Source organism: Hydrogenophaga pseudoflava, from assembly GCF_004353865.1.
Taxonomy (GTDB): Bacteria; Pseudomonadota; Gammaproteobacteria; order Burkholderiales; family Burkholderiaceae_C; genus Hydrogenophaga; species Hydrogenophaga pseudoflava.
Genome location: NZ_CP037867.1, coordinates 1,584,116 through 1,598,816, shown reverse-complemented (window position 1 = coordinate 1,598,816; position 14,701 = coordinate 1,584,116). Strand labels below are relative to the sequence as shown.

11 protein-coding genes are annotated in these 14,701 nt (G+C 68.9%); 8 read left to right on the top strand and 3 right to left on the bottom strand.

What is annotated here, in order from left to right; translation table 11 throughout:
* Positions 1 to 9 precede the first annotated feature (9 nt).
* Positions 10 to 1,149 (top strand): NAD(P)/FAD-dependent oxidoreductase, encoded by a 1,140-nt coding sequence (locus HPF_RS07830; RefSeq protein WP_133156251.1) that lies wholly within the window; start codon positions 10 to 12, stop codon positions 1,147 to 1,149.
* Between the two features lie 3 nt (positions 1,150 to 1,152).
* Here the strand turns inward: HPF_RS07830 and HPF_RS07825 are convergent, their stop codons facing one another.
* Complete coding sequence (locus HPF_RS07825) at positions 1,153 to 1,779, bottom strand: ankyrin repeat domain-containing protein (RefSeq protein WP_165961667.1); 627 nt, start codon at positions 1,777 to 1,779, stop codon at positions 1,153 to 1,155.
* Positions 1,780 to 1,914: 135 nt separating this feature from the next.
* On the opposite strand from HPF_RS07825, the gene HPF_RS07820 reads away from it, so the two are divergent.
* The 7 genes from HPF_RS07820 (at position 1,915) to pdeM (ending at position 11,843) form a co-directional block, all read left to right on the top strand.
* Positions 1,915 to 2,973, top strand: a complete 1,059-nt coding sequence (locus HPF_RS07820) for a ligase-associated DNA damage response exonuclease (protein WP_079367112.1) — start codon at positions 1,915 to 1,917, stop codon at positions 2,971 to 2,973.
* Positions 2,970 to 4,625 (top strand): ATP-dependent DNA ligase, encoded by a 1,656-nt coding sequence (locus HPF_RS07815; protein ID WP_133156249.1) that lies wholly within the window; start codon positions 2,970 to 2,972, stop codon positions 4,623 to 4,625. Before HPF_RS07820 ends, HPF_RS07815 begins: the two co-directional genes overlap by 4 nt.
* Before the next feature lie 23 nt (positions 4,626 to 4,648).
* Positions 4,649 to 7,195 (top strand): ligase-associated DNA damage response DEXH box helicase, encoded by a 2,547-nt coding sequence (locus tag HPF_RS07810; RefSeq protein WP_133158052.1) that lies wholly within the window; start codon positions 4,649 to 4,651, stop codon positions 7,193 to 7,195.
* 53 nt (positions 7,196 to 7,248) lie between these two features.
* Positions 7,249 to 7,974: an ABC transporter ATP-binding protein gene (locus tag HPF_RS07805; protein ID WP_133156248.1), complete on the top strand. Its 726-nt coding sequence runs from the start codon at positions 7,249 to 7,251 to the stop codon at positions 7,972 to 7,974.
* On the top strand, positions 7,958 to 10,462 hold the full coding sequence (locus HPF_RS07800) for an ABC transporter permease (RefSeq protein WP_133156247.1): 2,505 nt from the start codon (positions 7,958 to 7,960) through the stop codon (positions 10,460 to 10,462). The genes HPF_RS07805 and HPF_RS07800 overlap by 17 nt, the downstream gene beginning before the upstream one ends.
* An 86-nt stretch (positions 10,463 to 10,548) precedes the next feature.
* A complete protein-coding gene (locus HPF_RS07795) occupies positions 10,549 to 11,172 on the top strand; it encodes a glutathione S-transferase family protein (RefSeq protein WP_133156246.1) in 624 nt (207 codons plus the stop codon).
* Complete coding sequence (pdeM, locus tag HPF_RS07790; RefSeq protein WP_133156245.1) at positions 11,169 to 11,843, top strand: ligase-associated DNA damage response endonuclease PdeM; 675 nt, start codon at positions 11,169 to 11,171, stop codon at positions 11,841 to 11,843. Before HPF_RS07795 ends, pdeM begins: the two co-directional genes overlap by 4 nt.
* A gap of 188 nt (positions 11,844 to 12,031) precedes the next feature.
* Here the strand turns inward: pdeM and HPF_RS07785 are convergent, their stop codons facing one another.
* Positions 12,032 to 12,901, bottom strand: a complete 870-nt coding sequence (locus HPF_RS07785; RefSeq protein ID WP_133156244.1) for a DNA adenine methylase — start codon at positions 12,899 to 12,901, stop codon at positions 12,032 to 12,034.
* Positions 12,902 to 12,929: 28 nt separating this feature from the next.
* Positions 12,930 to 14,591 carry an AAA family ATPase gene (locus HPF_RS07780; protein ID WP_133156243.1) on the bottom strand — a complete coding sequence of 554 codons (1,662 nt, stop codon included), beginning with the start codon at positions 14,589 to 14,591 and terminating at the stop codon, positions 12,930 to 12,932.
* Between the last annotated feature and the right edge of the window lie 110 nt (positions 14,592 to 14,701).

Genomic DNA, 14,701 nt, shown 5'->3' with positions numbered 1-14,701 from the left:
ATGGACGGCATGAACGCTTCATCCACCGACTTCCTCATCCTCGGCGCCGGCATCGCAGGTGCCTCCATCGGCCACTTCCTCGCGCCACACGGCCGCTGCGTCATGCTCGAGCGCGAGAGCCAGCCGGGTTACCACAGCACCGGGCGCTCGGCCGCGCAGTTCATCGCCAGCTACGGGCCGGCGCAGGTGCGGGCGCTGTCGCGCGCCAGCGAGCCCTTCTTCCTGAACCCGCCACCGGGTTTTGCCGAGGCACCGCTGCTCACGCCGCGCGGGCTGCTGACGGTGGCCGGGCCGGACGAGATGCACCACCTGGACGAGGCCTGGGCCACCCTGCAGCAGACCAGCCCGCGCGGTGTCCGACTGAGCGCCGAGGAGGCGCTGGCCAGGGTGCCGGCGCTGCGGCCGGAGAAGGTGAGCGAGGCGATCTACGAACCCGACAGCTTCGACATGGACGTGCACGCCATCCACCAGGGCTACCTGCGCGGCTTCCGGCGCGCGGGCGGCACGCTGGTGTGCGATGCGGAGGTGGTGGCCGTCGAACGCCGCGGAGACCTCTGGCACGCGCGCACCGCCGCCGGTGCCGAGTTCGCCGCGCCGGTGCTGGTCAACGCCGCGGGCGCCTGGTGCGACGCGGTGGCGCAGCTGGCGGGTGTGGCGCCCATCGGCCTGGTGCCCAAGCGCCGCACCGCCTTCACCTTTGCACCCCCGGCGGGGGTGGACACGGCGCGCTGGCCGCTGCTGCTGGCGGCCGACGAGAGCTTCTACATGAAGCCCGATGCTGGCGCCTTGCTCGCTTCGCCGGTGAACGAAGACCCCACGCACCCGCAGGACGTGCAGCCCGAGGAGCTGGACATTGCCCTGGGCCTGCACGCGCTGGAGACCTGGACCACGCTCACACCCCGCCCCACCCACACCTGGGCAGGGTTGCGGTCTTTCGTGGCCGATGGCGAGCTGGTGGGCGGGTTTGATGCGGCGGCCGAAGGCTTCTTCTGGTGCGCGGCACAGGGCGGCTACGGCATCCAGACCAGTGCCGCCATGGGCGAGGCCTGCGCGGCACTGGTGCGCGGGCTGCCGCTGCCGGCGCACATCAGCGCCTGCGGGCTGACAGCGGCCATGCTGTCGCCCGCGCGGGCGACGCTGAAGGGCTGAGAATCAGGTGCTGAACCACCAGAGGACCAGCAGGGCCAGCCCCATGAGCTGGTGCAGACGGACCGCCCAGCGCACCGGGCTCGCCGCGACAGCCGCGCTCCGCGTGAGTGAACGCGCCCACAGGCCGATCAGGCCCGACACGGCGTACACCACCGACCAGGCGAACCAGTAGACCCCCAGGCCCATGCAGCCGAAGCTCTCGCAGTGCATGCGCAGGCCGTAGACCACGCCGACCACCAGCGCGACGAACAAGGCCCCGTACACCGCCGCTGCGGCAAGCGCCAGCGTTCCCGATGGCCTGGCTTCCGCCGCGACCGCGGCACCGGCGGGCGGCCGGGGCACGCCCATCGCGTACAGCTTCTCCTCCACCGCCACCAGCCCCATCTGCTGCGCGGCCTGCAGCGGCGTGGCGGCGTCGAACTCGGACGGCAGGGCCGGGTTGGCCCCATGGTCCAGCAGGTACAGGGCCACCGCCTCCTGCCCCGCCAGAATCGCGGCCACCAGCGGCGTGGACAGGAACTCCGGGTGGGCGTAGTTCACGTCGACGCCCGACTTCACATGGTGTTCCACCAGCGCCAGATCGCCCGTGCAACCGGCGTTGAACATCTCTTTCCAGTCACCTCCAGACATACGTCCCCTCTTGTTCGACGGTGGTCGCCCGCAACTTGCGACCGACGCGCAGTCTGACAGAGAGCCGACCACCCTGGGGTTTCTGCAGAAACCGAAGGGGCAATGCAGGGCGCCTGCGGCACACTGGCGTGCGCCATGGCCGCCACCCACACCGCCACCGCTCCCGACCTCATCGTCGCCCGTCCCGAAGGCCTGTACTGCCCGGCCGGCGACTTCTTCATCGACCCCTGGCGACCGGTGGAACGGGCCGTGATCACGCACGGCCATTCGGACCACGCGCGCTGGGGCCATGCGCACTACCTGGCGCACACGCACAGCGCCGGCACGCTGCGCCAGCGGCTGGGGGCCGACATCCACCTGCAGACGCTGGAGTACGACGAGGTGATCGAACACAACGGCGTGCGCCTGTCGCTGCACCCGGCCGGCCATGTGCTGGGCTCGGCCCAGGTGCGGCTGGAGCATGGCGGGCGCGTGTGGGTCGCCTCGGGCGACTACAAGACCGAGGCCGACGGCACCTGCGCGCCTTTCGAGCCCGTGCGCTGCGACACCTTCATCACCGAATCGACTTTTGGCCTGCCCATCTACCGCTGGCCCACGCAGGCGGTGCTGTTCGACGAGATCAACGCCTGGTGGCGGCGCAACGCCGACGAGGGCCGCGCCTCGGTGCTGCTGTGTTACGCCTTCGGCAAGGCGCAGCGGTTGCTGCACGGGGTGGACGCCAGCATCGGCCCCATCGTCGTGCACGGTGCGGTGGAGCCATTGAACGCGGTGTACCGCGCGGCCGGCGTCGAACTGCCGCCCACGCACCGTGTGACCGAACTCGACAAGACCGCGCTGCAGCGCGCGCTGGTGCTCGCCCCGCCCTCGGCCCAGGGCACGCCGTGGATGAAGCGCTTCGGCGCCGACGCGGTGGACGCGTTTGCCAGCGGCTGGATGCTGGTGCGCGGCACACGGCGGCGGCGTGGCGTGGACCGCGGCTTCGTCATGTCCGACCACGCCGACTGGCCGGGCCTGATGAGCGCCATCAAAGCGACCGGCGCGGAGCACATCCGCGTGACGCACGGCAGCGTGCCGGTGCTGGTGCGCTGGCTGACCGAGCAGGGGCTGGACGCGCAGGCCTTCGAGACCGAGTACGGCGACGAGGACGCGGCGGACAAGGCTGCGCCGGAGGCGCCCACGGAGCCAGCGGCATGAAGCGCTTCGCCACCCTCTACCGCGAGCTGGACGCCAGCACCGCCACGCGCGAGAAGCAGGCGGCCCTGCAGCGCTACTTCAGCGAAGCGCCAGCGGCAGACGCGGCCTGGGCGGTGTACTTCCTGGCCGGCGGCAAGCCGCGCCAGACCGTGCCCACGCGCGCGCTGCGCGAGCTGGCGCAGGCGGCGGCAGGCCTGCCCGAATGGCTGTTCGAAGAGAGCTACCAGACCGTGGGCGACCTGGCCGAGACGGTGTCGCTGCTGCTGCCGGCGGCCACGGCGCCGGTGGACCGTGGTCTGGCCGAGTGGCTGACCCGGCACCTGCTGCCGCTGCGCGGACTGCCGCCAGACGCATTGAACGAGAAGCTGCGCGAGCAGTGGAACGTCCTGCCCGACGACCAGCGCTTCGTCTACTTCAAGCTCATCACCGGCGGCTTCCGCGTCGGCGTGTCCAAGCTCCAGGTCACACAGGCGCTGGCGGCCGTGGCGGGGGTCGACCCCAAACGGGTGGCCCAGCGGCTGATGGGCTACACGCACATCGGCGCGCAGCCGTCGGCCTCCGACTATGCGGCGCTGGTGGCGCCGGAGAGCACCGCCGAACAGCAGCCGCAGACCAGCGGCCAGCCCTACCCCTTCTTCCTGGCCCATCCGTTCAACGAAGCGCTGGACCGCTTCGACGAGCTGCTCGGCCCGCCCTCCGACTGGCAGGTGGAATGGAAGTGGGACGGCATCCGCGCGCAACTGGTGAGACGCGCGGGCCAGGTCTGGCTGTGGTCACGCGGCGAAGAGCTGGTGACCGAGCGCTTCCCCGAACTCGCCGCGCTGGGCGAGGCCTTACCCGAGGGCACGGTGCTGGACGGCGAGATCGTGGTCTGGCGCGAAGGGGAACCGCAGCCCTTCGCCGACCTGCAGAAACGCATCGGCCGCAAGACCCTGGGCCCCAAGATCCTGCGCGAACTGCCGGTGGCGCTGCTGGCCTACGACCTGCTCGGACACGGCGGCCAGGACCTGCGCGAACAGCCGCTCCACGCGCGCCGCGCGGCGCTGGACGCATTGGTGGAGAACCTGAATCACCCGCTGCTGATCGCCAGCCCGGTGCTCAACGGCGACACCTGGGCACAACTCGCCACGCTGCGCGAACAGGCGCGCGAACGCGGCACCGAAGGCTTCATGCTCAAGCAGCGCACCAGCGCCTACGGCGTGGGCCGCACCAAGGCCGCGGGCACCTGGTGGAAGTGGAAGATCGACCCCATGAGCGTGGACGCGGTGCTGATCTACGCACAGCGCGGCCACGGCCGCCGCGCCAGCGTGTACAGCGACTACACCTTCGCGGTCTGGAACGCGCCAACGGGCACCGAAGGCCGGCAACTCGTGCCGTTCGCCAAGGCGTACTCCGGCCTGTCGGACGCCGAGATGGCACGGGTGGACGCCATCATCCGCGCCACCACCATCGAGAGCTTCGGCCCGGTGCGCAGCGTGCGGCCGACGCTGGTGTTCGAGCTGGGCTTCGAGGGCATCGGCCGCAGCCCGCGCCACAAGAGCGGCATCGCGGTACGCTTCCCGCGCATGCTGCGCTGGCGCGAGGACAAACCCGTCGACGAGGCCGACACGCTGCAGACGCTGGCGGCGTTGCTGCCTGGGGGCGCTGCGTGAAGAAGCCCGACGCCGCCGACTGGATGGCCGCGCGCGGCTGGTCACCGTTCCCGTTTCAGCGCGAGGTGTGGGACGCGATGGCCCGCGGCGAGAGCGGCCTGCTGCACGCCACCACCGGCGCGGGCAAGACCTACGCCGTGTGGCTGGGTGCGTTGCAGGCGCTGGCCGATGCGGAGGCCAAGCGCACACCGCCGCTGACCGTGGTCTGGCTCACGCCCATGCGTGCGCTGGCGGCCGACACGCTGCGGGCGCTGAAAGAACCGCTGCCCGACCTGGCCCCCGCCTGGACCGCCGGCGCGCGCAGCGGCGACACGTCGAGCAGCGAGCGCGCGAAGCAGGCCGAGCGCCTGCCCACGGTGCTGGTCACCACGCCCGAAAGCCTGAGCCTGCTGATCGCGCGTGCCGACGCGCCCGACACCCTGGGCCGCACCGCCCTGGTGGTGGTGGACGAGTGGCACGAGCTGATGGGCAACAAGCGCGGCGTGCAGGCGCAGCTGGCGATCGCCCGGGTGCGGCGCTGGAACCCCGCGCTGCGCGTGTGGGGCATGTCGGCCACGCTGGGCAATCTGGGTGAAGCGATGCACAGCCTGCTCGGCCCGCAGGCCGCCGCCACCGGCCGCCTGGTGCGCGGGCAGACGCCCAAGCAACTGACCATCGACACCCTGCTGCCGCCGCGCGTGGACCGCTTCCCCTGGGGCGGCCACCTGGGTCTGGCCATGTTGCCGTCGGTGGTGCACGAGATCGCCAGCAGCGGCAGCACCCTGGTCTTCACCAACACCCGCTCGCAGGCCGAGATCTGGTACCAGGCGCTGCTCGACGCGAAGCCGGAGTGGGCCGGCCTGATCGCGCTGCACCACGGCTCGCTGGACCGCGCGGTGCGCGAATGGGTCGAGGCCGGGCTGAAGGCGGGCGAGCTGCGGGCCGTGGTCTGCACCAGCAGCCTGGACCTGGGCGTGGACTTTTTGCCGGTGGAGCGCGTGCTGCAGATCGGTTCGCCCAAGGGCATCGCCCGCCTGCTGCAGCGCGCGGGCCGATCGGGCCATGCCCCAGGCAGGCCCTCGCGCGTGAGCCTCGTGCCCACGCACAGCCTGGAACTGGTCGAAGGCGCGGCCGCGCGCGCAGCAGTACGGGCCGGGCAGATCGAAGCGCGCGAGACACCGCACCAGCCGCTGGACGTGCTGGTGCAGCACCTGGTCACCGTCGCGCTGGGCGGTGGCTTCAGGTCCGACGAACTGCTGGCCGAAATCCGCACGACCGCGGCCTACGCCGACCTGCCCGAGGACCACTGGCGCTGGTGCCTGGACTTCGTCTCGCAAGGCGGCGCGTCCCTGGCCGCCTACCCCGACTACCGCCGCGCCGTGCCCGACGACCACGGTATCTGGCGCGTGCCCGACGCGCGCCTCGCACGGCGCCACCGCATGAACATCGGCACCATCGTCAGCGACGCCAGCATGGCCGTGCAGTACCTGGGCGGCAGCAAGATCGGCAACGTGGAAGAGAGCTTTGCCGCGCGCCTGAAACCCGGCGACTGCTTCACCTTCGGCGGGCGCCTGCTGGAACTGGTGCGCATCCACGACATGACGGCCTGGGTCAAGCGCGCGACCGGCCGCAAGCCCGCCGTGCCGCGCTGGAACGGCGGCAAGATGCCGCTCTCGACCACACTGGCCGACGCGGTGGTGGCGCAGCTGGCGCGGGTGCAGGCGGGTGACCACGACGACCCCGAGCTGCAGGCCGCCCGGCCGCTGCTGGAACTGCAGGCGCAGTGGTCTGCCCTGCCCTCGCCACACACGCTGCTTGCCGAGGTGATGCACTCGCGCGAGGGCACGCACCTCTTCCTCTACCCCTTCGCCGGCCGGCACGCGCACCTGGGCCTGGCCAACCTGATCGCCTGGCGCGTGGCGCAGCACGCACCCAACACCTTCTCCATCGCCGTCAACGACTACGGCTTCGAGCTGCTGAGCGCCACCGCCATCGACTGGCCATCGCTGCTGCCCGATCTATTGAAAGAACAGACCGACGACGAAGCCTTGCTGAGCGAGATCCTGCAGAGCCTGAACGCCAGCGAACTCGCGCAGCGGCGCTTTCGCGAGATCGCGCGCGTCTCGGGTCTGGTCTTCCAGGGCCACCCGGGCGAGAAACGCAGCAGCCGGCAGCTGCAGGCCTCCAGCAGCCTGTTCTGGGAGGTGTTCCGCAAGTACGACCCCGGCAACCGCCTGCTTCAACAGGCCGAGGCCGAGCTGCTGGCGCAGGAGCTGGAGATCGGCCGCCTGCGCGAAGCGCTGCGCCGCATGGCGCGGCAGACCCTGGTGCTCAAGGCGCTGGAACGCGCCACCCCGTTCGCCTTCCCGCTGATGGTCGAGCGCCTGCGCGAGAAGCTGAGCAACGAAAGCGTGGCCGACCGCATCGCTCGCATGCTGGCGCCGCTGGAGAAGGCGGCTGGAGGAGCCGCCGCGAGCGACGCCGATACGGTGCGCGAATCGCTGGCCTTCGGGCGAGAGGGCGCCCCCGAGAAGAAGACCGCAGACGCCCAGCGCGAACGCCGGCCGCACCGGCCCCGTCGCCCGCGCTGAGCGGCGGCGCAAAAGCCCGGGAACTTGATCGCCCGCCGCCCCTCACACCGCCCATGCCCCACACCACCCCCCACCTGATCGAGGCCGACGGCCTCTCCATGCACTACGCCCTCGGCCCACGGCAGGTGACCGTGCTGCGCGACGTGCAGCTGCGCATCGCGGCAGGCACCCGCGTGGCCATCGCCGGGCCTTCCGGCTCGGGCAAGACCTCGCTGCTTTTGCTGCTCAGTGGCCTGGAGCGCCCGGCAGCCGGCCGCATCCGCATCGCCGGCACCGACCTGGCCAGCCTGGACAGCGACGGCCTGGCCGACCTGCGGCGCGAGCGCATCGGCATCGTGTTCCAGAGCTTCCACCTGCTGCCCAGCCTGAGCGCGCTGGACAACGCCGCCCTGCCGCTGCAGATGGCGGGCGCCAGCGGCGCGCGCGAGACCGCGGCCGACATGCTGCGCCGCGTCGGCCTGGGCGACCGGCTGTACCACCGGCCGGCGCAACTCTCCGGCGGCGAGCAGCAGCGCGTGGCCATCGCCCGTGCGCTGGTGCACCGGCCGCAGCTGCTGCTGGCCGACGAACCCACCGGCAACCTCGACGACCAGACCGCCGAGTCGGTGCGCGAGCTCCTGTTCAGCCTCAACCGCGAGCTGGGCACCACCCTGGTGCTGGTGACGCACGACCTGGACTTCGCCACCCGCTGCGACCGCGTGCTGCGCCTGCACGACGGGCAGCTGCACGAGACGCCCGTGACCCGCCAGCCGGAGAGCGCCCATGCCCTTCCTGCTTGACCTGGCCTGGCGCGACCTGCGCGCCAGCGGCCGGCGGCTGTGGATCTTCGTCGCCTGCCTGGTGCTGGGCGTGTCGCTGGTGGCCGCGGGCGGTGGCCTCTACCGCCAGGTGGCCGACGCGCTGCGGCACGACGCGCGCCTGCTGTTCGGTGGCGACGTGGAGGTGGAGTCGCCCACGCCGCTGCCGGCCGACGCGCTGGCCTGGATGCAGGCGCGCGGCACGGTCTCGCGCGTGATCGAGCTGCGCACCATGCTGCGCACCGAAGCCGGCCGCGCGCAGCTGATCGAACTGCTGAGCGCCGACGCCGCCTACCCGCTCTACGGCACGGTGGCGTTGCAACCGGCCGGCGCGCTGGCCGAGACCCTGGCGCAGCAAGACGGCCGCTGGGGCGCTGCCATCGACGCCTCGCTCGCCACGCGCCTGGGCCTGCAGCCCGGCGACCGCATTCACATCAGCGACCTGCCACTCACCGTGCGCGCGCTGGTGGTGCGCCAGCCCGACCGCAGCCTGCGCGCCGACTGGGGCGCCGCGCCGGTGCTGGTGGCCGAGGGCGCGCTCATGGCCACCGGCCTGGTGCAGCCGCTCAGCCGCGTCGAATACCGCTACCGCGTGCGCACGCCCGACGCCGCCCCCGCCTGGCGTGATGCGTTTCTCGCTGCCTTCCCGGCGCTGGACGCCGAGGTGCGCAGCTTCGACGAGCGCAGCGACCGCATGGCCGAGGTGCTGGGCCAGATCGGCTCGGGCCTGCTGCTGATCGGCTTTTCGGCGCTGTTCATCGGCGGCCTGGGCGTGTTCAACAGCGTGCAGGCCTACCTGCAGGGCAAGCTCACCGGCCTGGCCACGCTGCGCGCGCTGGGCCTGCGCGACCGGCGGCTGGCCGCCTTCGTGCTGCTGCAGATCGGGCTGCTGGCGCTGCTGGCCAGCGCGGTGGGCGTGGCGCTCGGCCTGGGGCTGGCGCTGGCCGGCGCGCAGCTGGCGGCGGACAAGCTGCCGGTGAGCTTCCTGCTGGCCGGCCTGTGGCAGCCGGCGCTGGTGGCCCTGCTGTTCGGCGTGCTGACCGCGCTGGCGTTTTCGTTGCCGGCGCTGGGGCGGGCGCTGTCGGTCTCGCCGGCGGTGTTGTTCCGCGGCACCGAGGGCGCCACGCTGACCGTGCCGCGCTGGGCGCGCCAGGCCACCGCGGGCGCCGCCGTGCTGACGCTGGCGCTGCTGGTGGCCACCCTGCCCGACCCGCGCTTTGGCCTGGCCTTCGTGGCCGCCACCGCCGCCGTGCTGCTGGTGCTGGACGGCGCCACGCGCGGCCTGCGCCGCGTCGCCGCGCGGCTGCAGCACCACCGCGCGCTGCCCCTGCCGCTGCAACTGGCGCTGGCGGGCCTGCAGCAGCCGCAGTCGCCGCTGCGCACCGCCCTGCTCTCGCTGGGCTCGGCGCTCACGCTGCTGGTGGCCTGCACCCTGGTGGTGGTCACCCTGCTGCGCACCGTGAACGACACCGTGCCCGCGCAGGCGCCGGCCCTGGTGTTCTATGACGTGCAGACCGAGCAGATCCCGCTGCTGCGCGAGACGCTGCAGGCCTCGCCCGGCCTCCAGGACGTGAAGACCGCGCCGCTGGTGCTGGGCCGCCTGGTGGCCGTCAACGGCGCGGCGCTGCGCGAGAGCGGCGACACCGAACGCGACCGCGAATCGCGCGACGAACACAAGCTCAGCGACCGCAGCGGCAACTTCGACGACGTGGTGATCGACCGCGGCGCCTGGTGGCCGGCCAACCACCGCGGCGAGCCGCTGGTGGCGATGGAAGACCGCGAGGCCGACGAGCTGGGCCTGCAGGTCGGCGACCGCCTGCGCTTCGAGATCCTGGGCCAGCCGGTGGAGGCGCAGCTGGCCGCCATCTACAGCCAGCGCCGCATGCAGTCGCGCCTGTGGCTCGAAGCCATCTTCAGCGACGGCGTGCTCGACCCTTTCATCACCCGCCACGTGGGCGCGGCCTGGATGCCGGCCGAGCAGACGCTGGACGCGCAGGACCGGCTGGCCGCCGCCGCGCCCAACATCGCCACGGCGCGCACCGAGTCCATGCTGCGCGAAACCCGCGCGCTGATGGGCCGCGCCAGCGGCGGCCTGAGCGTGGTGGCCGGGGTGTGCCTGGCGGCCAGCCTGCTGGTGCTGGCCAGCGTGGTCGCCGCCAGCCGCAGCCGCCAGCTCTACGACGCGACGGTGATGCACGCGCTGGGCGCGCGCCACTCGCTGCTGCGCGGCGTGCTGGTGTGGGAATACGTGCTGCTGGCCAGCGTCACCGCCGGCTTCGCCCTGCTGGCCGGCAGCGCCCTGGCCACCGGCCTGCTGCTGTGGCGGCTGGACATGAGCCCGGCCGGCCTGTACTGGAGCGGCGGCGTGACCGCGCTGGCCGTCAGCGGCCTGAGCATGGCCCTGGGCGCGCGCTACCTGCTGTCGCAGATGCGCCTGAGCCCGGCCATGCTGCTGCGCAGCGGCGGCTGAGGCGGCTGCAAGGTTGAGACGGAGCCCGCACAATGCGTGTCCACCCGCCCCTGCACAGGCCCCTTTCCCACAGGACCGTTCTCACCATGAGCCTCATCGTCCACCACCTGAACAACTCCCGCTCGCAGCGCCTGCTGTGGATGCTCGAAGAGCTGGAGTTGCCCTATCAGATCCGCTTCTACGAACGTGACAAGGCGACCATGCTGGCGCCGCCCGAGCTGAAAAAGGTGCACCCGCTGGGCAAGTCGCCGGTGCTCGAAGACGGCAAGCTCAAGCTGGTGGAGACCGGCGCCATCTGCGAATACCTGGTCGACAAGACCGGCAAGCTCGGCCCGGCCAACCAGGGCGAGGGCCTGCTGCAGTACCGCCAGTTCATGCACTACGCCGAAGGCTCGCTCATGCCCAACCTGCTGCTGATGCTGGCCATGAGCAAGGTGCCGCTGATCGGGGGCATCGCGGTCAAGAAGGTGCAGCCCATGGTGGACGTGCACCTGGACTATGTGGAGCAGGTGCTGGCCTCGCGCCCCTGGTTCGCCGGCAAGGCCATGACGGCCGCCGACATCATGATGAGCTTCCCGCTCGAAGCAGCGGTCTCACGCGCGGGCCTCGGCCCCTCGCGCCCCGCCACCATGGCCTGGCTGAAGAAGATCCACGCGCGCCCGGCCTACAAAACGGCGCTCGAAAAAGGCGGGACCTACGACTACGCATGAGCGCCCACGCCACCGTCCACTGGGCCGGTGAGGCGCTGCACCTGCTGCCCGCGCACGCCATCTGGTGGCCGTCGGGCGAAACGCTGTTCATCGCCGACCTGCACCTGGGCAAGGCCGCCAGCTACCGCGCGCTGGGCCAGCCCGTGCCCGGCGGCACCACGCGCGACAACCTGGCGCGGCTGGACGCGCTGATCGCCGAACACCGGCCGCAGCGCCTGGTGTGCCTGGGCGACTTCCTGCACGCCGCGTCGGGCCGCACGCCGGCGGTGCTGCAGGCGCTGGGCGACTGGCGCGCGCGTCACCGCGGCGTGGCCATGACCCTGGTGCGTGGCAACCACGACGATCGCGCCGGCGAGCCGCCGCCCGAGGCCGGCATCGAGGTGGTGGATGAGCCCTGGCTGCTCGGCCCCTTCGCCTGCTGCCACCACCCGCGACCGGACGGCGACCGCCACCCGACCCACTTCATCCTCGCCGGCCACCTGCACCCGGTGATCCACCTGAGCGGCCGCGCGCGCGACGCGCTGCGCCTGCCCTGCTTCGTGAGCGAACCGGGTCAGGCACTGCTGCCTGCCTTCGGTGCGTTCACTGGCGGGCATGCACTGCCCGCCGCGCAGGACCGGCGCTTTTTTGCGGTGGGCGGTGATCGGGTCTGGGAACTGCCAGGGGGTTGATGACTCGGTTGTCTGCCGTGAGATACAGCCCGTTCGGACGTTTGTGCGCTGCTTCCTTGGTCGGCCTACGTGCTCGACTAGATACGAGCATTGCATGACCGTTTAAGGTTGAGTTGAGTCACACAAAGGCAGCGCTCGAAGGTCTGCAGTGATCGCTACTGGCCCTTCGACGACAAGTGCCTCATGCGTCAGGCCGCAATCTTTTCCATCGTATCCAGCGGTGCCTGAAGGTGTTTGCTGAAAAACATGACTTCTGAACCCGTGTAGCGGCGCTGTGCTGTGTAGTGGAGTCCGTACGCATAGGGTGTGGCGTATGCGTACATCTCTCTAATTTCTTCCGCGTTGTCGTACGACACGACCCACGGTCGGTTGAAGCGTTGCCGCCCCAGAAGCTGCGCGATCTTTACGTGGTCGTCGTGCTTGTAAAAGTTGCGGTACAGGCCCGCACCTTTGACGTAGTACGGCGGGTCCAGGTAGATCAGCGATTTGGCGGGCAAAAACTGGTGGCAACGCTGCAGCAGCGCATGTGCATCTTCTTCATACACGTGAATGCCTTCGGCGTGCTTGCCAATGCGCTCCAGACGAGCGCAAAGCTCGTCACGCATGAAACGCGCATCGATTTTGTAGCTGCCCGCTTGTGCCTTGCCACCAATAACGCCACCTTTCAGGATGCCTGAACGGTTGGTCCGGTTCATGAACAGCGTGGCAAAGCCGCGTTCCAGTTCTGTTCCGGTTTCCTGCCTCAGCATCACCCCACGCCAGTGGTGCCACGCATCCATGGTGATGGGTTCGGTGGCGACCATGGTCACCAATTCGGCTGTCTGTTGGGTGGCTACACGCCAGAACCCTGCAATGGCGGGGTCTGCGTCGTTGATGTGGATGTGCTCAACGACGTTGTCGATTAGCAGTGAAAGGGCAACACCTGCGCCCCCTGCATACGGCTCAAGGTAGTGTCCTCCGACAAGGTTGTTGGTGGCGATGACCTCGGCGATCAACGGGGCAAAGCGAGCTTTGCCACCGGGGTAGCGCAGAGGGGTGTAAAGCTTGTTGGAGTACATGGATAAGCAGGTATGCGAGTAGCCTACCTTATGCCTTGTCTTTCAGCCGACCGGCAGTGCGGGCGACGGCAGCCGCAAAGGCGGCTTCAAATTTTTTCACCTCAGGTTCGTACACCACGGCCCACTGCTCTATCACCCCCCAGTTTTTCAGCTTGGTCCAATGCCTCTTCCACCAGTCTTTGGTGTTCTCTCGCTTTGTGCTGTCGCCATCACCATCTTGGAAAAAGTTTTTATGAACTTTGTCACTGGTAGGGTTTGGCGTGTTGAGGTTCAGTAGCGCTTGGTGCAGTGGGCCGTCTGCGGTATTGGTGATGTCGCGCAGGAATTGTTTGGTAGTGTTTTCCAATGACCGTGCAACGCCGGTTGTGCCTGGCACATTCGGCAATTTGACGATATTGCCTCTAGCTGCTGCGCTTTGAGGCACGGGTGTGTCCGCATCGACGACCAGAACTCTGTCCAAGAACAGCGGGTCTTTTTCTGGGAGCTTGACCAGATGTGATCCACCTATCCCCAGTGGAATCCAGTTGATGCGAACGCCATATTTCTTGGATAAGGCGCTTTTCTTGACGGCTGGAATCAAACTGGCACAAAACTGGGCAGCTTCATCATCTTCAAAGTAAACGGCCAAGGAAGGCTTTGCTTTTCTCTTCGGTTTTTCTTCGTCAGGTGTCAAGGCCATGTCGTTGAGCATGGCCCGAAGCGATTGATCTTCAGCCAGCCTAGGAAACTTGGTGTCAAGCAGGTAAATCACCTTGTCGGGGGCATTGGCGTTCCCGTCGCCGTCAGGATGGACTGCTTGTATCAGCCGAGGTGAGTGCGTGGTGGCAATGATTTGGAGGTCAAGTCGATTGGCGTAAGTTTTTAGTGACTTAGCGAGCCGTTCAATGGCATGCGGGTGGAAGCCCACATCCATTTCGTCAATCACCAGCAAGCCCCCCGTATATGTCTCACCCATTTCCCGTTTCAGTTGGTTGAATGACGCCAGTGCTGTCGCCATGCTGCCCAGGCTGTCCTGCCCCATGGACACGGCGAGCGCGTCATGCCGGGTGTAGCCGGGTTGAGCAGTTTTCTTCTTGGAGCCTTTGATGGTCTGGTGGGTCACGTCCGTGTTCAGTTCGGTGCCATGAATCACTGAACTGACGAAGGCCACCATCAGGGCGCTGTCGGCAGAGTGCATATCCAGTTTGCTGCTGGCTACTTCTTTTTCGTCGGCCTCACCTGCCGAGGCAAGCCGCCGCATTCCAAGGTATATGGTCGGCAGCGGTATCTTGGCATCCTGCCCTACCGTGTCGTCTTCGGCCTTATCGATGGTCCGCGGCACAACCCGTGCGCGCTTCCAGACCGATCGGCGGGTCATTGAACAACGCTTTTTTACCTCAACACCATTGACACAGGCTGTCACAACAGGAGCGGAAGCCGGGTCTTTCTGGGTTTCGTCCACTTCAGCCAAGGCCAAGTACACGATGCGCTCAATGTTTGCCGAGAAGTGTTCGCCAAAGTAGCTTTTTGGACCACCTCGGTCAGTGATGCCAAAGGTGTTAGCGATCAAGCCCAAGATGGTCGATTTGCCAATCCCGTTATGCCCTGCGATGAGGGTTAGCCGGTCGGCGAACTCAATGTTGATATTACCCAGCTTACGAAATGGGGGACTCCCAAACGTCAGCGATTTGACCTGAACCTTGGCTGCCACTGAACCTCCTGAATATTGTTCATCTTCGTGGTGACGGGGCTCCCTATGCCGAGAGCTATGTGCATCTTATCGAAAGTGCTGGGCCGTCTGCGTGCTGGAGTCGAGGAACG